Consider the following 22159-nt stretch of genomic DNA (forward strand, 5'->3'; position numbering starts at 1 on the left):
ACCGAGCCTGGCAGCGCATCATGCCGCCCGCAGTCTAGGGCCATGCCTGAGCTTGGGTCGATCCATAGTGAAGACATCACGGCCACGCGGTGTCTGATCCAGGGAGCAGGCCCACGGCGAGCGCTACCGAAGGCCAAGCAGGGTGGTGATCATCGCTGGGGTTTCCCTTACCTCACGGTGGCGGCAACCCGTCAAGTGGGATTCAGAATAAAACCTAGTCAACGGATAACTAGACCTGCCATGTGGTGATTCTAAGCGCTGGGTTTCTTGTAGACCAGCCACGGGTCTGCCCGGTAGTCGATCGTCTTGTCCTGGTCTGCATGCCATTTAATGTCGTCATCCGTGTGTGCCAATAGGGCATCTGCTCGACGCACACGACGCGCTGCGCTCTTGTTGATCCAGCACTGTTCCGGGTCTCCTTCAAAGGTCCCGGTTGCGGATAGCGGAGGATACTCGATCAGAATGAGATCCCCGGCCCATGCTTTGATCCTGGCGTGCAACAACTGCTCCCACGGCAGTGTCACCTCAACATACGGATATCGTCCTTCAGGATACTCGCGGATTGAATCCTCAGGTGGCACAATCATGGGTTCAGTTTGCCATGATTCACTCACCCCAGCGAGCAATTAAACGTACTAGCCAGCAAGGCGTTTTCAGGGCGGGCACATGGCGCGCGGTGCTGAGAGACGTCCCGCCTGCAGGAAAGACGCGGCTTCGCTGCAGAAAGGCACCGGCCCCTCCCCTTTGCCAGGCGGCCACGTGATGGCCCGGTCGGCCCACAAGCCACCACTTACTTGAACGCTGACTGCAAATAAGGCAGAGGAATACACGGCGAGCGCCCACAGAACAAAGTGCAGTGGTTGTCATGGCAGGACGTACCTCCAGTGGGACGGGGCCCAGGGTGTCGAGGGGTTTCCGTGGCCGTCGGGGCCGGCGGTTGGAGGATCCCGGGGTCGTACCACCAGTGGCCAAGGGTGAGCTCGTCCGAGGACCGCATTGCGAATAAACCATTGTTAGACGGAACTACTAAACGCTACGGTGGCGTCGACGTGGCATGAAATCAATGTGCTCTTTTGCTTCGACTTTGACGTATGGCCAGTCAGAAACCGGAGGTGACGGGAATTGACCGTATGCGATCACATAACGCCCAACGAGTTTCTTTGGCTCAGTTTCCTTCATCCGCTCTAAAGTCTTTTGAGGTAGCAGGATTGCTAGCTGGTCTCCTGCGTTTTCTAGCTTCAGCATGTTCCCGCCATAACGCGTGAGCTTATATTCTCTGATCTTTCCCCAAACAATTCTGCGTTGCCCATTCCAATCAGACTGTCTCGTCTCATCAATCTTCACAACCAGATCGGCTAACGGCACTGGCTTTTGGTATTCGACCTGTAGACGCATATCAGGTGGGCAAGTGCCAGCCACCAAATCCACCAGCAACCGGTGCAAGGAACACTCCGGATGCTCTGAACGGGCGAGCTGATCCGTCACGCTTAAAATACGTGTCCGTGTTCCTGGGTTTTGAGGATCAGGGCGCCATCTTCCATTTTCAGAAATATCTTGTCTAACTACGGCAGATAACCTGATCTTCCAAGCATTTTCCCGAGCTGCAACCACATGCGTATGCCCTTGATCCCCAATACGACTACCTGCACTGTGCGGATGATCTAGACACCCAGGAATGTGGGTGGCTCTGAAATGAGCAGCCTGCACCTTACTATCCATCGATGCGCTCCATGCGCGTCCTTCGCAAGGAACTCCTTGCATTGTTTCTCCTGGGCACCACATTTCAGGTACCGCATCGAGAGTACGGAGTTTCTCAATAGTTATTGGACCCGAGGAGGTCATCGCAACATCCATCTGACTACTCCTTATCCAACCCGCTCAAGTCCAGACTAGACGTAAAACAGGAAAGATAGTCAGAAAGGTAACTAGCCAGTGTAAACGCCTGCTCGGGGTCAGACCGGATTCCAGATACAGAACACCCACTAGTGGGACCAACTTTCCTGACAAGGTAGCCAACTAGAGCAAATCCGTGGCGAGCTCAGCACCTGTTGAATTGCCCAAAGCTGACGGCTGAAAACATCGTCAAATAGCGATTAGAGCGATGCACAGCGAGCACCCTAATCCCCTACGTATGCAACACGGTGATGCATGGTGCTGCGTACTCCGTGTTGGAAAACCTTTGGAGTACAGATGCGTGAGGCACCGTAGCCAAGCGGCAGTTTTGGGCCATACTGCCTAAAGGAGCGCAGCCAGCCCCTGTAGCAGCCTGGTCCGGCCTTTCCGAGAGCATCCGTTAAAGGAAGCCGAGGACATACCGCCCACGGCCGCGCCGAGGATGAACTGCTCCAAAGAGGATTCCCGTCTCCGCGGAAGGTGCCGGCGGCCGCGCTGCAGGCAGCCCGCCCCGGTGGTATGTCCCCCAGCGGCCTGCAGCACTGCTCAAGATGAAACCAGGTGGTCCCGTTCTAGCTCCGGCGGGCTTCAATGAGATGTCGCGATGAGTGCGCAATAAACGGCTGGCCACCACGCATCAAAGCATCCAGCTGTCACTGAAGCCGGTCCTAAGCCGCGAGGTAAACAAAGGTCAGGTTCCAGCCCGCTCACATTCAATATGCTCGATCTGAAGTTCCGCCCATCTCTTTTCGACTTCAGATTTTCGATAAATGTAATTAGCCACGGCAGCCCGAGAGTTCCAGTCGCGTATCCACGAAGTTTCTTTCTTTCTGGAAAGGAAAATAGCGAATGCCGGCAGCAAACCCGTGAGACTGCAAGTGATTCCCACTAAGGGAGCAGAAACATACGCCAGCCCTACACCAATCGCGGCAAGCGCGGCTAGGTAAAACAATAGGAGAACTAAGGCCAGCAACTTATCCCAGACGGAAGTTTTCATCATCCAGGATATAACGGTGTGAAAATTGGTCACAGCACAGAATCCACCGATTACTGCGTAAAATGCGTAAATTCCTAGGGCCGCAGAAAAGGACACTGGGTGATAAAATACCATGGTTAATGAGGCTAAGACAAAGCTCAATGCTAGAGGAGGTAGTAAAAATACCTTCCACGCAGCAAACCGTGATCTACTACGAAAAATTTCAAGGTTCACTTGTGCTTTACTTAGCTTCGTTCGCGCTAGCTTCAATTGTACTCTTGGATCGTTAACTGCATAGTTACCTAGCGCTATCGACAATAAGATCAAAGCAGTATAAGCAGGTATAACGACTAGCATTTTAGCCGCCTTATCCGCTTCTCCGACTGAGGCGACTGAGGAAAGTACAATTGCAGGGAACGTACACGCGATAATTAAAGTAGAAAATACGCCTAAGGTCCTACTTGTTTGCCATGCCCTATCGCCAGTCCCTCTAATTTGTCCAGTGACACTCACTACAAAGAAACCCAACAGGATCGTTAGGTAGAATCCGCAAACCCATCCAATCTCTTCTAGTATCGAATCCCCGAGAGCACGTACAACTCGATGAAATTCATCCAACCCACTACCCACGGGAAGCGTACATTGGATCGCCGCAAAAGAGAGCACTAATATTACGATCGAAACTGTCATTATTTCACTGAGAGTCTCGCTTAGAGGTCGTGTCGGCCACTGGCCGTAATGAGTTACCCTAGCTTTTCTCACAAACTTGTTCACCTAACTTATTTTCAATTCATTTAAATAATGGCAGACAGAGCACACTTATCGATATATAAGCCGGGTGCCTCACGTTAAATTTTCAGATAGAAAATCTTGATTATTTATCGTTCCTTTCGAGGTAGCGCTGATTTCATAGTGCTCACCAGAGCCTGGGTGTCTGCAGCTGATCCCTCACTTTGTTGCCATCGGCCTACGAGAAACTGACGAATCAAGCGTTTCACGGCGGCCGAATGCTTCAACAAGAGGCCGTTCAATCAAGAAATACAAAATCCATGCAACAGCTACAGCGATCACGAATGCGGTCAGCGCTAGGGTAATGATTTCGGAATTGCCATTCAGACCGTCAGATGACTTCGACCATTTGGCGACCAATTCGAGTACTGGGTAATGCACCAAATAGAACCCGAAGGACAGTTCCCCTAAAAGCATCAGCCAGCGAGGCGCATCAGTTCCACGCGCATAGGTGCGGCTTAGTGAAGCGGAAAGTATCAGCCACGCGCTCGGGATCACCAATATGGCCCGATGTGACCACAACGTCGGTGCATACAAGCAAAGAACGTATGCACAGATCAGACAAACGAGTGCTGGAAGAATTGGAGCTCTTTTGATCCACCCTGATCTGACGGCTATTGCAAGGCAGCCTCCGAGCACAAACTCTGGAAGTCGAAATAGCGGAGATACATAGGCAATCCAGTAACCGAAGCTCTTGACGTTCGGATCTAATGGCATCGCTACTCCAGTATTGAAATAGGTTGCAAGCAGCACGATGCCAGCGATCGCAATCAGTGCTCCAACGGCCAACACAGTTGCCCTCATCCGAGTTCTACATCTATACATCAAAGGTGCGATGAAAAGCGGGAAAAGAGCATAGAAGAAGGCCTCGACGCATAGTGACCATCCAGGTGCGTTGAGCCCAAGCGCGGTTGCTGGGTGTGTGAACCACGCTTCACTCATGACCAGATATCCGGGAAGCAGATGTAACCGATCTTGGTTAATCATGACGGCCAGGATCCCGGAGAGCCAGTACAACGGCAGGATTTTGACGAAACGGCGCCGCCAAAAACTACGAACTCCATCACCGGGTTTATGGGACCAACTGATCACAAAACCACTGAGGATAAAGAAGAAAGTCACTCCCAAGCCGCCAGCTGGGTCTGCTACCCAGCGTAAGGTCGAATGGGATTCGACCTCAGATGAGAGCAAACCGATCTGAGGGAGAGTCACGTGGAAGATGAAAACCACAAGGGCCGCGGGGAACCTGAGAACAGTCAGCATCTGCAGACGTGGTGCGTCCACTGGGCTAGGGGGTTGCATGAGATTTCGTTGCTCTATTCATTTGTGAAGGTGCGATGCTGGAGAATGGCCAGCTTGATGAGACATGCCATATTGAAAGGCCAGTGCAGACACTGGCCTTTCAATATGTTTTGAGTTGCAAGATTGTCGATGGCGCTCACGCCGTGGTTTGAGCTATTCCGCCATAACGGCTTCGACCAGCTCTTGTTTCTTGGTTCGAGTCTGCGCCGCCAACACCAGTGCAGCAAGGACGACGAGCACGGCCCCTGTCCACATTGCGATGGCCGGGTCATCGCCAAACATTCCAATGGTCACAGCGCTGACCGCTGAGCCCAGCGTGACACCTGCCGAAATTACGGCAGTGTGGATAGTGCTGACCATCGTGCCTGCACCACCAACTTCTGCCACACGAGTTACCAGAGCCGGGTTCATCGTGACTCCGACGAAGCCAACGACGATCACCATAATCAGAACGACCGGCTGGACGTATCCGAATGCGGCAAGCGCGGCGAGCGCGATGAATAGCAGGGCGTGGCCGATCCGGAGAACTGCGATGGCGTGCTTGTCTGCGAATTTCCCGACGATCATGTTGCCGATGTATGAGCACACACCGTAGGCAAGAAGGATGATGGTGGTGGCGTTTGTGCTGAATCCTGCGCTGGTCTCTAGCAATGGCGTGAAGTATGAGAAGGAAGCGTAGGCAGCACCAACGGTAAGCAGGCTGACCAGGTATCGTGCCCAGAGTCGTGGCATTCGCAGGTTTCGTAGATCTTGTGCAGCTGCTTCCTGTGCTGGGGCTTCGCGTTTAGGTAGGACGGCGAGGCTTGCGACGAAGAGTGCAAAGGTGAGGATGCCTAGGACGTAGAAGCTGGACTGCCAGCCCCAGCGGTCTGCGATGAAATGCGATAGTGGCAGCCCTAGGACGGTGCCGACCATGATGCCGCCGAGCACGATTGAGATCGATTCTCCGATTTTCTGCGGGCTTGGGGCGAGGAGGGCGGCGTAGGTGACGGATAGGCCGAATGATGCGCCAGCTAGTGCTCCGGTGACGATGCGTACCATGGCGACCCACCAGTATTCATCGACTAGGGGAACGAGTACCTGCATGACTGCGTAAAGGGCCACGATGGTTAGTAGGGCGCCTTTGGGTGGGCTGTGTCGTAGGAAGTAGGCAAAGAGGGGTCCGCCGACGGCCATGCCTGCTGCGAACATGGAGACGAGCATGCCGATCTGGCCTGTTGATACTCCAAGGTCTTCGGACATGGCTGGCATCATGCCGGCGACTTGGAGTTCGCTCATGACGGTCACCATGATGGTGACCATGAGCAAGTAGAGGTGCTTTTTCATAGGAGTTTCTTCCTTGAGAGCTTGGAACTTGTTGGTTGTTCGAACAATTTTGGATTACATTATCCAGAAATTGGGTATGCGTAATCGTTGTTGTTCTGGATCAGGCGTTCGTTCCGCCGTCGACAGCAAGTGTCGCTCCAGTGATGTAGGAAGCTTCTTCGCTGGCGATGAATACTGCAGCACGTGCAACGTCGTCCGGAACACCATATTCTCCAAAGACCGTAGTGGAGCGTTGGTAGTCTGAGGCTGGTCCGTCTGCAGGGTTCATTTCTGTATCGATTGATCCGGGCGCAATTTCGTTGACGCGGATTCCGAGTTCTCCCAGGTCTCTTGCGAGTCCACGGGTGAATCCAGTGATGGCAGCTTTGCTGGTGGCATAAGAGGTGAGTCCTCTGCTGGGCACTCGATTTCCGAGGCAGCTGCCGATGTTTACGACTGATCCCTTGGGACTGATGTGTGGTGCAGCTGCTTGTGTAACCAGAAATGGTCCGATGACGTTGGTGGTGATCGTGCGTTTAAGCGTTTCGGGAGATATCGACAGGAAGTCTGGCGTGCTCATGTCGGCGTATCCTGCGTTGTTGACCAGGACGTCAATCTTTCCACCCAGGATGTCCACGGCCTGCTGGATTGCTGGGGCGATCGTTTGTTCTTGTTCGAGGTCTAAATGTATGGCGGAAGTTGGCAAGTTGGTTTCGGCGGTGATGCGTCGTGCCGTTTCTTGTGCGGCTTCTTGGTTGCTGCGGTATGTGAAGGCTACTTCGTATCCAGAGTTAGCGAATTGCTGGGCGATGGCTGCGCCGATCCCTCGGCTACCTCCAGTGATTAGGGCCGTCTTCCGTTTCGAAGTTTTAGTTGTCTGTTGTGCAGACTCGATGGTCAATGTACTTTTTCTCCGTTTGCACTTGGGTTTTCAATGGTCGATGCCGTGGTGTTCTTTACGTGTTGCACCACCATTGTGGTTAGGCGGGTTGCAATCCGTGACGCAGTCCGACCTCAGCGGCTCGGAGGTTGTCTGCTTCGGTAGCGACTGGGATCGGTAGTGCAGGTTCAGCCTTGGTTCCGGCTTCTTTGAAGAACTGTTCGGTGCCTGATGGGGTGAAGAGAAACTGCAAGTGAGCTGGTGTCGCTGTGTGGTTGTAGAACCTGTGGACGGTTCCGGCGGGAATCACAGCAACATCGCCCGTGTGAACTTCTTGGCCTTCTTCGTTGAGGTAAAGAGTGACGGAACCGTCCAGGACTGTGATGATTTCCAAGGCATCAACATGGATGTGCGGTGGTGGGCCCCCACCAGGTGGTACCCACGCGTCTGTGAGGGAGATGGCTCCACCTGTCGCTTCACCGGGGACTGTCAGGGTGTAGACATCGCTGCTTAGCCAAACTTGTTCGGCTTCTGCGAATCTGAGAATTTGCGCTTTGGGCGTGTCGGGGTTGGTTTGTTTTCTCTGGTTCATTTTGGTCTTTCCTACAGGAATGGTCCTGCAGTTTTTCCGCCAAGAATGCGGTTCCCTGCAAGTTCTAGTAGTGATTGTTGGGCTACGGCATGCTGGCACATCACGTGCAGGTCACTTAAGCGAGCGCCGAGATCGCCGGCGGCGACGTAAACCGCCTGGGCGCCGAGCAAGTCACCTGCTTTCATGACCAGATCTCGTGATCCCTGGAATGCGCGCTGACGAATGGCTGCAGAGGCTACGAGGATCGAGCCTTGATCAGCTTGGGTGTGAGGGTTTTGCTGATACACGTCCCAGGCTGTTGCCAAGCTGCTGTAGACACTTGCTCGTAGTGACAGTAGGTCAGCGGTGAGATTTCCGATGGAATGTAGAACGCGATCGTTTGGTTTCTCGCCCTCTTTGAGGAGAGCTGCGACTTTCTTCTGGACACCGGCGACAACTGCGCTGAGTCCGCCCACAGCTACACCGAGAGGGATTCCTGCCATTTTGCGCAGAATGGCATCGTGGGGACGATGCATTGGGCCGTCGAGTTTCGGTTCGTGCAGGGAAAAGGTTCTCTCGGTAGGGATGATGAGACCCTCTGCGCTGTAATGCTGACTACCTGATCCTTGGAGCCCCCAAGTGTCCCAAGTCTGCTCAACCTTGACTGATTGTTTGTCGAGTACTGCAATGCGCCAGGTCCATTCGCTGGAGTCGTGGGCGAAGTATCGAACTCCCCCGAGCAACACGTCAGCATGGTCGATGCCTGAGCCGAATTGCCAGCGACCGTTTACTTGGCAAGTCCCGTTTCCGAGATCGACGGCCGTACCTTGAGGGTGAATCCAGCCGGCACTAATCAGTCCGGATGTGGGGAACACTTCTTCGCTCACGGAGGATGGTAGGAAGCCTCGGTAGATTCCTGAGTCCATGCCAATCATCACGCACCAGGCTAAACTGCCGTCGATCGTGCCTAGCTCTTCTAAGACTCGCGCTTGGGCTGCCGAGGTTAGTCCGCGGCCGCCTTGTTCCGTGCTGAGCGCGAGGTCGAAGAGTCCGCCGGTGCGCAGTAGTTCTACGCAGCTGTCAGGCAAGCGTCCGCCTTGTCGGGCTTTCACGCCGTGGTCTTGCAGTTCTAGACGGTGTTCCTGGACCCATTCCAGGACTTCCCATACGCGATCCTCTTCGGCAAAGAAGTAATCGTCTTGCTGTTGCAGCATTGTTTGCAACATCTGCTCTCCTGTCTTGTTGGCCCTACAGGGTGGACCTAGTTCTTAGTGGTGTTGCAGGCACTTCTGTATGCCCCAGCTCAAAGGTTGGTGGCGGTTTGAGCCGGTTCGTTATTCTGCTCCGGCGGTAACGTAACGATTACTTGCAAAAACTCGGGTCGGGTCAATCACTCGACTAATCCTTTGTGCAAGGAGAGCGTCAATGCTCCGGCCTTGATCGGCATAGTCTTCTCTGGTGTGCCCTGTATCAACTCGGTAGGGTACGTATCCTGAGTCGACGAGCTTGGAAACCATCCGGTCAAATACTTGGTGGGCGTCATTGGAACCGGTCTCGTCACGCTGGAATGAGAGCGCTACGACCAGGTCCACGGTGTCGTGGTCAAGTACGTTCACGGTAGTTCCGGCTCTTACGTTTGTTCCGACGATGCTTTGTCGGACAATTTCGATAGCTTTGACGACATCTCGACCATGCATGGGCAGGAAGGGCAAAGCGAAGATCCAGCCGGTCCCGTGTTTATCGGCGCCTTGTGTTGATGCGTTGAGTGCGTTGCGTACGATGGTTTCGCTATTGCTGGTGTCACCGTCGTACAAGCTGATGACAGCGGACATGAGCGGGTCATCATTGACTTTTGAGGCCGGCACTCGTTGTGGTTGGATGCTTCCGAGGCGCCGCCAAAGTTCTGAGATTTTGGCTTGTGCGATCTGCTCAGGACCATCAATGCACGCGTGAATGGCAATCCTTGCTTCACGGGCTCCGTAAAGTGAACTTGATTCTTCGTCGTAGATCTTTGTGACGCCGCTGAGAATTCCGTCTCCAACTAGGGTGCGTAGTTGGTCGACTACCGTTTCCATTGTTCCGGGGTCGACGGTGAAGGTCACGATCTCGCGGCGGGAAGGACGTGGTCGAAGGCTAATGGTCGCGGCGGTGACTACCGCAAAGTTTGATTGTGTAAATAGGTGAAGCGACGAAGGGCCCAGTCCCCAACGATTCGCCGCGAGCGATCCCACGTTAGGCCACCACCCAACTGTGCCAGCGGTGCCATCAGGTAGAACGACTTCAACTCCTAGTAGATCGTGCGTTCGTTGGCCGTGAAGGCCGACTCCGCGATCCATCATGTTTCCAACAATTGAAGTTTGGCCCGAGGAGGCAGTGCAGTTGAGAAAACGTGATGTTCCTTGAAGCTCAGCACTGAGCTGATCCTGTGTAACGCCAGCTTCTACAACGGCGAATCCTCGCTCAAGGTCAATGATCCTGATCTTGTTGAGTCGATGTAGATGTACAAGATCAGTATTTGGTGTGGGGCTCGATGCTGAACCGAGTCCCCAGTTATATCCGCTGGAGACGACGCGTAGCGGGAGGTTGATGCTCGCGTTGTGTGCTTTGAGCAGTTCTTGGACTGCGGCGACATTTTCTGGCTCGAAGACTGTTCCTGGTTGAACTGCAGGAAACTCGCTGACGTTCATTCCTTGGAGGCGGTTCATGCGGACTGCCCCCACTCACGGTTACGGTCTGATTTGATCGCGACATATGAGTGTTCATCGTCAAAGGTTGCATCCGGGGTGATCAAACGTGCCCGACGAACCGATTCCAAAGAGTATCCAGCTTTAATTGCAGTGCGTACAGAAGCGGAATTTGCTGGTTTGATTCCAAGCTCAATCCTTTGAATTCCTGCAGATTCAAAGGCCCAGTTGGTAAATACTTTGAGCGCACGCGCGGCATAGCCCTGCCCACGATGATTTGGCATCGTGGCATATCCGACGTCAAGAACTCCTGGTGGGACGAGTCGACGCATGGACAGCTTCGCGACGGGTGGACCGTCCATCTCAGTGCGAGCGATGAGGAGCGATGTATCCCCAAGTCTCCAGCCTAGGTAAGCTTCTGCAACAAGAGTTTGAATCGTCGCGTCTGATGCAGCGGGGAAGAGCGCGTGCTGGCGTGTTCCTTCGTCCATTTCATTCGCGCATAAGTCAATGCAATCAGTGACTCGTGGGTGCGTGAGCACAAGCCCCTGGCCGCGGATACAACCGTCTTTCAGGACCGGGAAAAACATCTTAGGTTGCTGGCTTATCTGCTGACCTTCTGATGGAGCTGCCCATCGCGAGTTGCCCAGATGTGTCCACCCTTCGCCAATCAGCCGTTCCACCTCCTGGCAGTCGCCCATTGTCACAATCCGAACATTGGGCTCGATGCGATACTCAAGGGCTCGGTGATCTAGAGCCATCTTGTTTCCTCCCTAGGTGAGTTTTCCTAATTTGCCCTGACAGCTTCGAAAGGTCGTTGTGGAGCTGTTGGTTTTGGACAGGGCAGTACTTTCATTCTGTACTTGAAAATACAGAATGAAAGTACAGTTTTGAAAAGGTGTGATGATCAGAAAATTAGTGAATTAGTACGGAATCCAGGCTGGCCTTGGCCACACGCTCAATTAGATCAGGCTCAGCTCCTGCTCCTGCCGTTACCCTCATTCCAGATATAGCGGTAATCACCAGCATTGCCACATCTCCTGGCGACATCCCCGAGGTAACACTGCCATCCGATTGGCCGATCGTTGCCGCATGGACCATGCACTCTAGGCGCCGCTCAAGGTCGCGATCCAAGATATCTTGGATGCGCCCGTCCCGCGCGCGAAGAGTTGGGGACATGTAGGATTGCACGATCATGCAGCCTGCCGCGCGCCCCCCCGAAAACGCTGCACGCTCTTCATCCACAGCCATCTCCACGACCCGACGAAGCCGGGTCCCTCCATCGAGGTTAACGTCAGTCAGAACTGTCGCATGCGCTTCAGCCATAACCTCCGTGTAGCGTTCTAGTGCTTGAATGAAAAGCTCGTCTTTCGACACGAACGCGTTGTAAAGACTGCTGCGACGAACGCCTGCAGCTTCACACAATTGGTCGGTCGATGTTTCCTCAAAACCGTTGATACGAAACTCCTTGATAGCAGCATCAAGGGCGGCAGTGGTGTCAAAAGAGCGCGGTCTAGCCATGGGAGGAGCGTATCATGTTTTGGACTACAATATCCAATATAAGGTTCATCTCCAGGCGTCACACTCCTCAAGACCCCACCTATCGTTCACTTAGGACACATGTCATGCGTCCTGTCACCCGGAAGAGGTTTTACTTTGAAGGCACTTGTTCTCGCAGCCGATGGACTCGAGTTAGCGACCATCCCTGAACCCACACGCGAAACCCCAGATGCAGTACTCGTGGAAGTTACCCTTATATCCCTCAACCGAGGAGAGACTTCTCTACCTTGGCGCTCAGGTCAAGTTGCTGGCTGGGACGCATTCGGCACTGTTATTGAAACAAGCTCTGATGGACAGGGCCCTCCGGTCGGTTCCACCGTGACCACGTGGGGCTATTCAGGAGCCTGGGCACAACAACGGGTCGTCTCACGCCATGATCTGGCAGTCGTTGCCGGGAATATCGACCCTTATGCCGCGGCAGCACTTCCCGCAGCTGGAGTATCCGCCCTACATGCAGTAAAAACAGCCCAAATAGTCAAAGGCACACGGCTAGCCATAGTGGGCGGAACTGGCGGTGTCGGGCATCTGGCAACCCAACTAGCAGCAAGTCTCGGCGCCATCGTCACAGTCGTAACCAGAGACCCCATTTCCGCCTCAGCAGCACACACAAAATCAGCAAACTGGAACATCAATTTCACCTCTGTAGAAGACATCAATCCCTCCGCTGAGTTTGACGCCATCATTGACACTGTCGGAGGCACACCACTATCGCTTCTGACCGAACACCTGGCGCGAAGAGGCCGCGTCCTGCTCGTTGGTGCTGCAGGCGGTGAAAAGACAACCCTCGACACTTCTCAGCTCATCAAACGAAAAGCCAGCATGCACAGTCTCGACGTCCCCACACCTCTTGGAAATGACTTATCAGACTTACTCACACTCGTTTCAGAAGAGAAAATACGACTCACAGCTTCCGACGGCGGTAGCTGGGTCCGGTTAATTGACGAACCAGCTTCTCAACTCATGGGCATGGGAAAAAGCGTGTTCCACGTCAACTAATACTCAACGGAGCACGCCAGCATTCTCAAGCACACAAATCCCCGGCGAAGCGCTGATCTCCAATACTGCCCTGACCAAGCGGGGCATGCAGCATCCTGCAGGGACCGTGAGCATCATGAGCACTAAAATTCCTGTCGGCTACACGGTCGTCGGTTCATACACACCGCTCGTTACTTGAGCTGCCGTGCACGGCAAACAACCGCCCCCGGCCCAACACACAACCCGGGGTCAAATACCCCGGAACGAACCTGCAAGTTGAAGAAACCAACAGAAGCAGCAGCCATGTCCGGCAAGGTCCGCTCAACCACCCCAACCCACCACAATCAGCAACCCCATGAATCCGAAACCGACTGAATAAGGGGGCGTTACCCGGACCATACGGCCTGACCCATCGCGCTGGCCAGCATTGCTAGCAGCCTGCACCCCAAAATGGGGACATACCGCCAGCCGGACCCAGGGACGCCGGGCCTCAGACCGGACCCCAAACAACCCCTTCCATCGTCACCGCAACTGGCGAGAAACTCAGCAACTGGCGAGCGGTTCAACAACCAAGAATGTGCGCCCGCCCAAACTAGACGCGCACAGCAGCTTCAACGCACCAGATTACTTAGCCCACAAGAACCCAAACAGCACGCAGCAGCAAGAAGGCCTTCAGGATGGCGCCAAGCGGCTACGCACGGTATGTCCCCACCAGACAGCAAAAACCAACCGAGTGCTTGTTCGATAACACCCCAATCTTCATGAAGATCTGCATCAGACGGGAGATTATTGAATGGCAGGTCCAATTTGCGTGAAGGAGTCATAAATGAGTGCAGCAGATGATGAGTTTCTTGGCGTCGGTCTATTTACTGAGATCAGGACTCTCCAACGGGGGACTGTCGCAGAGCCTCAACCAATAACGAAATTCGCTGCTAAGAATGTGGAAGATCATGCACGTTCTAACGACGGCACCACTCATGATGCTGTGGACCGTGATTATATGATCTTTTCGGATAGCTCAGGTTTCATGACTGCGCCGCATTCGCACGTTGAAGCTTATCGACGCTATTGGGCTATTCAATCTTTCGATGATGATGGACAAACTATCCGTTGGGTGGAGAGTCGGCAGAAAGATTTCATGACACCGCTTAACGTGTCTCGAAAGGAGCTCAATGCAATTTGTAGAGAGCGACCTGTGACGTTCAAGGGTTTACGTTGTCCAAGGTGTAATGAGCCGGTTCGGATTCATAGTCGCAGAGAAGCAGTAGACGCGATCTGTTCTCCGAGTGGTTATTGCGGAAGTTGTTGGCGTAGTTACTGGGATGAACTAGTGCAGAGAAACGACCGTGAACGCGATGAGAGGATGCTTGAATCGCAGAAACAGGAACGCAAGCTTCGCCGAGTTTTCGAGAGCACTTCTTGCGAAGATTCACACCTTTCGGAGTGCCTGAAGCTTTTAAGCACTTCTGCTCTAGAGCTCTATCTAGACCTGAAGCAAAAGTCTGATAATCCTGAACAAGGATTCTATCGAGAAGAGCTTCCAGGTCATTCTGTGTATCTGATTAATCCGTGGCTTGAAAGACCGCAGGACCTCGCTTACCAAGACCGTGGTCCTGATCTGTTTTCGCTATCCAGGCACAGGCTGATTGAGCCCGAGCGGCTGAATGGGTTCGTTACTTTGACTCAACATGGCCTGATAGATCCCAAAGGGCTCCCTCACGTCGCTTGGGTTGTGCACAGCGCGCCAGATGGCTTTCCAGTTGAAGAAGAAGTTCAGAGGCTCCTACGAGAAGTTCAGGGGAATTAGCTTGGATGCCGCATTCGCTTTCCTGAAAACATCCCCTCGTTGATATGTAGCCGAGCTACGACTGGGGCAGCTCAGCTTCGCTTCTCTCGATGCAGAATTCGTTACCTTCTGGGTCTCGCAGAGTAACCCACCCTCGCCCATCAGAGGAGCGGTGGTCCTCATAGATCGATGCACCCAATTGGATGGCTCTTTCTACTTCTGCGTCTCGGTAACGTTCTGTGGGCTGCCAATCGATGTGCACTCGCTTCTTGACTATTTTTCCTTCCGGCACATGGATTAACAGTAGCCCAGGCAGAGGATGAGGAGCCTTTACCAAAACTTCTGGATCCCCAGGCGCATCAATGTCGGAGACTGGCCAGCCGGTCATACGGCTCCAAAAGGTCGCAAGAAGATAGGGATCAGCGCAGTCAATGGTCAAATGGCGAAATCTCATGGTTGCTCCCTCCTCTTCCAAGCGGGCGGCTACAGTCCAGCTCTTCCGTTATCTCTTCAAGAGCCTTTACTCTGCCACACCGAGAATAAGAAGCATAGGCTTGAGGTGACGAATCAAAGATCCGAAACGCTTCAGGTTCACTGCCAATAGTTGCACCAACTAACTCAGATATGAAACGGTAGAAGCTGTGAGTTGATTGCCGTAATTTCCGGTTTCATCTCATGATTTATGCGCATTCCCCCAAGATGGCGCATGAATCAGTTGCTTGGCAGTCCCCCAAGATGCCAAGCAATAGTATCTGGATATTTACTACCTTAAGGTGTTCTGGATGCGACCAATGTAGGGATGCTTTGCACCAGCGATGCATCCCTACTTTTATGCGCGTCATGCGAAATCCCTAGGATGTTCAATACGAAAGACGTAGCGTAGTTCCATGGTTGGGTGGGACTTTTCAAGGCATCCTGAATGGGACATGATGTACGCGGCAGGACTTACCGTGCGTGAGATCTCCACCTGGTGCCACCAGATCTACAGCACCGTGCATCTGCACCTGCAGGTCAGGGAGAAGTACTCGCCAGGTCTTCGCGCACAGCATGAAGCGGCGCTTGCCCAACGCAGTCCGAATTTCGCGACCACTAAGTGGCGCAACTGGCTGGAGGCGGCCATCACCTTTTATAGAGCTCACGGTCGGTTGCCCGCAGCCAGCGAAGATCCAACAGAGCAATCGCTGTACTTGTAGGTGTGCCAGCAGCGGCGTACACACGAGCATGGGACATGCCGCTTTCAAAAAAGGTGCTGCTCGAAGCACTGTCTGGCTGGGATCAGAACACGCATCAGTTGCAGCTCGATCAGTTATGGCAATCCCATCTTCAAGAACTGACCAACTTCGTTGATGCTCACGGTCAGATGCCCAGATACAAGAATTATTCTTCCGAGCTTGAGCATCGGCTAGGCGTTTGGCTGCATAACCAGCATCAACGCCGGTCCCAAGGAAGCCTTGTGGCTTGGCGGCTTGAAGCTTTGAACGCTGTGGCGCCTGGTTGGCGTAGCCGCAGGTAGCTCCAGAGCTGTTAGATGCCGAAAATGATGGCTCGTTGCCAAATTATTCGGCAACGAGCCATCATTCTCATAGTCCTAGTAGCTCTCTGGGATTTTTTAATGTCATCTGTTGATAGCCTGCTTCAGAGATTTCAAGATCATTGGCCCAGCTTCGAGATAGTCTCCTGTACTCGCCCGGCGATGGTTTGTCTTCCTGACCGAAATCTGAACTGAGTATCAGTCGAGGATTCGCGGCAAGAAGGTCCGCCATGTGCTGTATCTCTTGGTGCCTTTGCTGAAGAGTTAGTGCTGTGAGCTCAATATAGACACTCTCTTCTTGAGCGAGGTCCGCAATGTCCTCAACGCTAAATCCTGACATTGGATGAGTTGCGTGGGTGAGGACGATCTTTTCAATACCTGCGGACAAGGCTTCTTCAATGACGCGGTGGCTGTCTTCTCGGTTGCAGTGACCTGTTGCCAGCACGACCGGTGCTCCACCCATGGAACTTAGAGTCCTTTTTAGGGCGTTGCTCGGGTGGCCGTTGGGATCAAAAAGTGGTTGAGAATTTTGTTGGTCAAGGTTGATTCTTGAGTGGAACGTTTCTCTGTGCAGTTTTGATTTGTGGTTGGTTATTCCAAGGGTAGGTAAGTACACCATGAGTCGAGCTGGGGTATCTTCACCGTGTGCGAAGAGTGACTGTTCTACCGTTTGAGGTTTCAAGCCTCCTGCCAATTCGTTGAGAACCACAGCGCCCGATACTGGTAAGCCCTCTTGTCGGGCTTCCCAGGTTTGCGCAGCGGTAGAACCGAGGTGGCTTTTGATGACGGCCCATCCATTGATATCCGCGAAGCGTTTTGCTGCTTCTCGTGTGGTGTACTTGCGACGGTAAATGTCAGGACCGGCATGGAAATGAATATCAATGAGCGACAGGTCCGGGTTACCCTCGGGCACCGCTAAGTTCCCATGGTTTGGCGTATCCGAACTTTTCGCGTGCTTCATCGAGGCGGAGACCGTTCTTTACTCCATTGGCGATTCGCTGTTCGGTTTCATCGACTCGTGCAGCACGCTCGGCGACCTCGCGCGCGTGTTCCAGTGGTACTGCGAGTACCCCGTTGTCGTCTGCAACGATGATGTCGCCTGGGCGGACGTGGGTTCCCTCGATCGTGACAGGGACCTGAGTATCTTTGAGTTCGACCCTGTTTTTGCCGCTGACCATGGTGACTGCGCTGCTGAACAGGGGGTAGCCTGCTTCACGGTTTTCGGCGATGTCACGTGCCGATCCGTAGACGGCGGTGCCGGCGAGGTTGCGGGACTGTGCAACAGTCATGAGCAGTGAGCCCCAGGTCGTGCAGGTGGTGCTCCCTGCATTATCTACGATTACAAAGGACCCTTCAGGTACCTCATCAAGGTAGTTCGCTGCGTTCCTGAATTCTTGGTTTGATTCGCGAATTTCCTGGTATTGAACGGTGTAGGCGATTCCCGCGGCGTGCGTTCCTGGGACTCGTGCGTGGAGTCCTGGTAGGACACCGGTAATCCCCAAGCTGTCGAGAGCATCTGCGACCGATGCAGTGTCCAGTGTTTTGAAGACTTCGACAAGCGCGATGATGTTCTTCTCATGCTCGCTGCCGGGGGCGGCAGTGGAGCTGTTCAGAGCGTTCGATACGGCCTTGGCGGTGCCTGTGGTGGAGGCGGTTCCTCCGAGGTCGTAGGTCAATGTTTTCTTCTCTTTCAAGACTGTGCGGCTGGCGTCGATGAGCTGTTCGCCGGGGATGGAGTAGTTCAAGTGATCGAGCATCTGCGCAATGGCGAGAATCATGGCCATGGGGTTGGCTTTGTTTTTTCCTGCCATAGATGGGGCGCTACCGTGCACTGGTTCGAAGTAGCTGCCGTGATCGCCGATGTTTCCGCTTGGGGCCAGGCCAAGGCCACCCATCACGCCGGCGCCTAAATCAGACAGGATGTCTCCGAACATGTTCTCGGCAATGATTGTCTGGAATCGTTCGGGACGGCGAACCATCCAAAGAGCCAACGCATCGACGTTGAGGATCTCGGTCTGGATCTGTGGATATTCACGTCCGATAAGCTCCAGGCGTTCACGCAGATAGTTGCTGCTGTTCCTGAGGACGTTTGGCTTGTCTGCCAAGCTCAGCAGTTCATGGCCATGCTTGGTGGCATATTCAAAGCCAAACCGGAGGAGCCGGTCAATTCCTTGTTGCGTCTGCAGTCGGAGGGATACGCTCGTGTTCTCCGCTCCGGATGCGGCTGCGTTCGGGTGGTTTTGCACTACTTCCCAGAGGGATTGGGGCAGCCCGTGGTAATCGAAGCCAGCGTAGAGTCCTTCCGTGTTCTCGCGGATCACGGTGAAGTCGAACTTGTTGTCAATGAGGTCTGTAATGGGGCGGACGTTCGCGTAGAGTCCTAGTTTTTGCCGAAGCTGCAAGACCGGGGATTTGAATTTCAGTCCTGTGCCGCGAAGTTCAGGGATAAGCTCTTCTTCTGCTTCTCGTAGCGGTTTACTGGTGATTGCACCGAGTAAGCATGCGTCTGAGCTGGAAATGAGGTCCCAGGTCCGGTCAGGTACTGGGGTGCCTTCGCTCTTCCAAAATTCCCATCCCACGTCTCCATAGGTGAAGTTGATGGGCAGGCCTAATTGCTCAACCACTTCGATTGCAGCGTCAGTAACTTCTGGGCCGATGCCATCTCCAGGGAGGACTGCCACAGTTTTTGGTTCGTGTTGCGCAAGTGGTGAACTTGATGGTTCGTTTGCTTCTCGTGTAAAGCTCATGCGTTTCCTTTCAGGAATTCTCTGATCACGGCCCGGACCTTTTCAGGTTGGTCGCTGTGGGGTCGCATCCCTGAGTCAGGTATTTCGTGAATGTGGTGGTGATTGGAATCGGTCAAATGCTGGCGACCTACTAATTGCGAGCAGGCGCCTGTGAAACTCAAGATGGTGCCGCGGTGACTCGCGATGTGATCGCTGACATCGAGACCATGGAGAAGTCGTAGCCCTGCTGAAAGTCGTGAGTTGATCCGTTCGTCACAGGCCACTTCGATTCCGGTGTTTTTGGTGCTGGTATTCGATGCTTGGACTCGATGATTCAGAAGTTCTAGTGCCGCTGAAGTCTGGCCGGTGGCGGCAAGATTCGCGATATCTTCCAGTCGACTTTCGAGTTGCTCGTCGGCAATTGTTGGAGCAGAAACGAGAAGAACTTGTGCAGTGGGATTCAAGGAGGGCAAGAGTCCTTGGAGCAAAGCGCCGCCAAGTGCATTACCTGCGTATAGATCGAACTCTTCGAATCTTTCGAGTTCGGTTCTCCACCGTTCGACAAAGTCCATGAACTTATTCGCATGTGGGTGCAGTAAGGACAGCGAATCTACTACTGTCACTGAATACCCGAGGCTGGTCAGTTCGTTGATGATGGGAAGAAAGAATCTTCCTTCGTCCCAGGTGGGAATCACGGGGGCAAAGATCAGCGCTTTCTTGCCCACAGACAGTGTCCTAGGCTCATACCTTGCGGTTTGGATCGTCAAGGCGCTTGTCATTTGGCCCCCGAAAGGGACCTTGCAGTTGCTATAGCTTCGCTATGGCGTCCCAAGATTGCTTTGCGGTGCTCGACCGAAAGATCGTAGTGCCCTAAAACAAGATCTGGAAGTGGCAAGGATGGCTGGCTCTGTGGCACAGCTGCCAGCAGCTGGTCTGCCAGCTCCAAAAGCGCTCCGAGGTTGAGCTTTTGAGCTGCCGCAAGGTTGGTACGTTCTAAGTAAGCAAGCCATTGTTCGGCAATGAGGTTGCCCGGGCCCTTCCCCATGCCCTGCAACGATGAATCAACCCACGTCGCACCGGCGTCAACACCGGCAATCGTATTGGCCAGCGCCAAGCCGAGATTGTTATGGGTATGAAGGCCTATCGGCTGCCCAGTGAGGCTCTGAATCAACGTTGTCATCGAGATGGCCTGGCTTGGGGACATGCTGCCGTTCGAATCGGCCAAGTACACAACCTCGGCGCCAGCATCAGTGGCCGCTGAGGCAACTTCGGCAATCCTTCGTGCCGGCCACTGAGTAATCCTCGCGAAATTCGTCCCGACTGTGAACCCGATTTCTCGGGCTTGCCGGATAAAAGCCAGCCCTGATTCATAGTTGTGCGGTGGGAGTATGATCCTCACCAACCGTGCTCCTGCCGCATACATCTCAGGTAAATCCGGGGCAGAAATGTTCTTCGGGTGAAGAATCAGGGCTACTCGCTCAGCCCCGATCTCTCGGGACATGGCCTGGATGAAATCATTGTCACCGCGCCCAGTCAGTCCAAGATTCGGCGTCTGGCTAAAGGATCCATTGCGATAGGCAATTTCGACCCAGTCGAATCCAGCTTCCGCACTGAGTCGCGCGTGGCTCTTGGCATAGTCCAATGAGAAATTAAAATTGTTCCGATACCCACCATCACGCAGGGTCACATCAATGTTCGTGATTTTCATACAGCGTCTCCTAAAGAACAGCCAGCTGCGGAACTAGATAATGGGCAATGTGCTGGGCGGAGATCCGCCCAAAGACCAGCGAACGAAGAACAGAAGTAGCTGGTGGATACTCGTTGTAATAAAGTCCCGTAGCTTCTCCTGCCGCATACAGGCCAGGAATTGGGGTGCCGTTAGGAGTCACCACCTGGGCGTTGAGGTTCGTGCGAACTCCCCCGTAGGTGAAGCAAATTGCTGCAGTGACCGGTACGCCGATAAAAGGAGGAGTATCCAAAGGGACAGCCCAATTGGATTTGGGAGGAGTGGCCCCCGAAGTGGACTTTCCATCAAGGCGAGTAGGGTCAAATGCAAGATCGTTAGTCGAAGCATTGAACTCATCGACGGTTGCCTGAAGTTTGGACGGATCAATATCCAACTTGAGTGCTAGATCAGCAAGTGAATCAGCCTGTTCAGGTGGTACATCGCTCAAAAGCGAGTTGTAAATTCCCGCAATTTCCAGGGTCTTCGCATCAGCAATCCAATAAGCTTCTTGCCCTTGGTTCTTCCAAATTTCGTACCCGACCTTCTCGAAGGTGTTATCCCAGGTGTCCTGGCCCTCATCAATAAACCGCTGAAGATCACTATTCAAGAAAATTCCGGTACTAAATCCGTACAGTACCGAATCGGCTTTTGACGTCCTGGTATCAACGGGCTCTGCGTGAATTCCATCGAACTGGCCAGCAGTATCAGCTCCTAGCTCGGTAGCCATACGCAGTGCGTCACCACGATTATTCGCAATTCCCGGGGCAATCAGCGGCAGCTCACTGGCTCGCTCGCCGATGTATTGGGTCAGGATCTGCGGGTTTCCCTGGAAGCCGCCCGAGGCGAGAACCACGGACTTGCTCTTCAGAGAGGTGGTCGTTCCGTCGAGGTTTCGGACCAGGAGTCCGTTGATTCTCCCGTCAGCGTCGGTCGTGAGCCGCAGCGCTTCTGTTTCATAGTAGATGTCTGTGCGTTCATCTTGGTCGAGCACAGAGCCGAGGTTTTCAACGATCGATAGTCCGCCACCGTGAGGGCTGGCAGGTGGGGTCATTGATGGCTGTCCCGCGTCAAAGGTGTGTGGCAGTGGGAAGTCTTCGAAGACGACGTTAATCCCGTAGTTTTCGATGAATTCAATCGTTTCTGGGGTTTTCTCAGCCAATACTTTGCAGTATGCGTCGTCGACTAGCCCGTTAGATACTTCTGACAACTTTGAGCCATAGTTGGTATCTAGCTGTCGTTCCTGATTGATTCGCAGGAATGCTCCGGTCCATCGGGTTGCCCCGCCGCGGTCTTTTTTCTTGGAGCGTTCAATGATTGCGATACGCGGGTTGTCTGGTCGTTCTGCTGTTGCTTCGAGATAGGAGACTGCTGTGGAGAGTCCGGCAGCGCCAAATCCTACGACTACTAGATCGTAAATGTCGTGGTTGATTTCGGTGGTCATTGGAGTTTCCTCGT

21 protein-coding genes are annotated in these 22159 nt (G+C 53.6%); 4 read left to right on the top strand and 17 right to left on the bottom strand.

Annotation, left to right across the window (positions count from 1 at the left end; genetic code table 11):
• Positions 1–251: 251 nt before the first annotated feature.
• From ACLQ8T_RS16385 to ACLQ8T_RS16435, 11 genes are all read right to left on the bottom strand, one after another.
• Positions 252–614 carry a hypothetical protein gene (locus ACLQ8T_RS16385; protein WP_413456483.1) on the bottom strand — a complete coding sequence of 121 codons (363 nt, stop codon included), beginning with the start codon at positions 612–614 and terminating at the stop codon, positions 252–254.
• 412 nt (positions 615–1026) lie between these two features.
• Positions 1027–1854 (bottom strand): hypothetical protein, encoded by an 828-nt coding sequence (locus ACLQ8T_RS16390; protein WP_413456484.1) that lies wholly within the window; start codon positions 1852–1854, stop codon positions 1027–1029.
• Positions 1855–2584: 730 nt separating this feature from the next.
• Complete coding sequence (locus ACLQ8T_RS16395; RefSeq protein ID WP_413456485.1) at positions 2585–3103, bottom strand: hypothetical protein; 519 nt, start codon at positions 3101–3103, stop codon at positions 2585–2587.
• Between the two features lie 714 nt (positions 3104–3817).
• Entirely contained in the window at positions 3818–4960 is a 1143-nt protein-coding gene (locus tag ACLQ8T_RS16400; protein WP_413456486.1) for an acyltransferase family protein, read from the bottom strand.
• A 153-nt stretch (positions 4961–5113) separates the two neighbouring features.
• Positions 5114–6286, bottom strand: coding sequence for an MFS transporter (locus tag ACLQ8T_RS16405; protein ID WP_133834610.1), 1173 nt, complete (start codon positions 6284–6286; stop codon positions 5114–5116).
• Between the two features lie 100 nt (positions 6287–6386).
• Positions 6387–7166, bottom strand: a complete 780-nt coding sequence (locus ACLQ8T_RS16410; protein ID WP_413456487.1) for an SDR family NAD(P)-dependent oxidoreductase — start codon at positions 7164–7166, stop codon at positions 6387–6389.
• A 79-nt stretch (positions 7167–7245) separates the two neighbouring features.
• Positions 7246–7737 carry a cupin domain-containing protein gene (locus ACLQ8T_RS16415; RefSeq protein WP_413456488.1) on the bottom strand — a complete coding sequence of 164 codons (492 nt, stop codon included), beginning with the start codon at positions 7735–7737 and terminating at the stop codon, positions 7246–7248.
• An 11-nt stretch (positions 7738–7748) separates the two neighbouring features.
• Positions 7749–8942 (bottom strand): acyl-CoA dehydrogenase family protein, encoded by a 1194-nt coding sequence (locus tag ACLQ8T_RS16420; protein WP_413456489.1) that lies wholly within the window; start codon positions 8940–8942, stop codon positions 7749–7751.
• 108 nt (positions 8943–9050) lie between these two features.
• A complete protein-coding gene (locus ACLQ8T_RS16425) occupies positions 9051–10421 on the bottom strand; it encodes an FAD-binding protein (RefSeq protein ID WP_413456490.1) in 1371 nt (456 codons plus the stop codon).
• Positions 10418–11161, bottom strand: coding sequence for a GNAT family N-acetyltransferase (locus tag ACLQ8T_RS16430; protein ID WP_413456491.1), 744 nt, complete (start codon positions 11159–11161; stop codon positions 10418–10420). The genes ACLQ8T_RS16425 and ACLQ8T_RS16430 overlap by 4 nt, the downstream gene beginning before the upstream one ends.
• Before the next feature lie 154 nt (positions 11162–11315).
• Positions 11316–11921 (bottom strand): TetR/AcrR family transcriptional regulator, encoded by a 606-nt coding sequence (locus ACLQ8T_RS16435; RefSeq protein ID WP_413456492.1) that lies wholly within the window; start codon positions 11919–11921, stop codon positions 11316–11318.
• Between the two features lie 135 nt (positions 11922–12056).
• Here ACLQ8T_RS16435 and ACLQ8T_RS16440 point away from each other — a divergent pair, with 135 nt between their 5' ends.
• Positions 12057–12956, top strand: coding sequence for a zinc-binding dehydrogenase (locus ACLQ8T_RS16440; RefSeq protein ID WP_166650835.1), 900 nt, complete (start codon positions 12057–12059; stop codon positions 12954–12956).
• 805 nt (positions 12957–13761) lie between these two features.
• Positions 13762–14742, top strand: a complete 981-nt coding sequence (locus ACLQ8T_RS16445) for a hypothetical protein (RefSeq protein WP_413456493.1) — start codon at positions 13762–13764, stop codon at positions 14740–14742.
• A 55-nt stretch (positions 14743–14797) separates the two neighbouring features.
• Here ACLQ8T_RS16445 and ACLQ8T_RS16450 read toward each other — a convergent pair whose 3' ends face one another.
• The gene (locus ACLQ8T_RS16450; protein WP_413456494.1) at positions 14798–15175 is read right to left on the bottom strand and encodes a VOC family protein; all 378 of its coding nucleotides are present in this window, start codon (positions 15173–15175) and stop codon (positions 14798–14800) included.
• Between the two features lie 472 nt (positions 15176–15647).
• Here ACLQ8T_RS16450 and ACLQ8T_RS16455 point away from each other — a divergent pair, with 472 nt between their 5' ends.
• Positions 15648–15914, top strand: coding sequence for a hypothetical protein (locus ACLQ8T_RS16455; protein ID WP_413456495.1), 267 nt, complete (start codon positions 15648–15650; stop codon positions 15912–15914).
• Positions 15915–15949: 35 nt separating this feature from the next.
• Positions 15950–16234, top strand: coding sequence for a helicase associated domain-containing protein (locus tag ACLQ8T_RS16460; protein ID WP_413456496.1), 285 nt, complete (start codon positions 15950–15952; stop codon positions 16232–16234).
• A 67-nt stretch (positions 16235–16301) separates the two neighbouring features.
• On the opposite strand, the gene ACLQ8T_RS16465 is transcribed toward ACLQ8T_RS16460, so the two are convergent.
• The 5 genes from ACLQ8T_RS16465 to ACLQ8T_RS16485 are packed head-to-tail and all read right to left on the bottom strand — an operon-like array spanning position 16302 to position 22145.
• Positions 16302–17165, bottom strand: a complete 864-nt coding sequence (locus tag ACLQ8T_RS16465; RefSeq protein WP_413456497.1) for a DUF6282 family protein — start codon at positions 17163–17165, stop codon at positions 16302–16304.
• The gene (locus ACLQ8T_RS16470; protein ID WP_413456498.1) at positions 17152–18999 is read right to left on the bottom strand and encodes an isocitrate/isopropylmalate family dehydrogenase; all 1848 of its coding nucleotides are present in this window, start codon (positions 18997–18999) and stop codon (positions 17152–17154) included. Before ACLQ8T_RS16470 ends, ACLQ8T_RS16465 begins: the two co-directional genes overlap by 14 nt.
• Complete coding sequence (locus ACLQ8T_RS16475) at positions 18996–19703, bottom strand: hypothetical protein (protein ID WP_413456499.1); 708 nt, start codon at positions 19701–19703, stop codon at positions 18996–18998. The genes ACLQ8T_RS16470 and ACLQ8T_RS16475 overlap by 4 nt, the downstream gene beginning before the upstream one ends.
• Before the next feature lie 50 nt (positions 19704–19753).
• The gene (locus ACLQ8T_RS16480) at positions 19754–20686 is read right to left on the bottom strand and encodes a hypothetical protein (protein WP_413456500.1); all 933 of its coding nucleotides are present in this window, start codon (positions 20684–20686) and stop codon (positions 19754–19756) included.
• A gap of 10 nt (positions 20687–20696) precedes the next feature.
• On the bottom strand, positions 20697–22145 hold the full coding sequence (locus tag ACLQ8T_RS16485; RefSeq protein WP_413456501.1) for an FAD-binding protein: 1449 nt from the start codon (positions 22143–22145) through the stop codon (positions 20697–20699).
• Positions 22146–22159: the final 14 nt, after the last annotated feature.

The organism is Glutamicibacter sp. FR1 (genome assembly GCF_047300825.1).
GTDB classification, from domain to species: domain Bacteria; phylum Actinomycetota; class Actinomycetes; order Actinomycetales; family Micrococcaceae; genus Glutamicibacter; species Glutamicibacter nicotianae.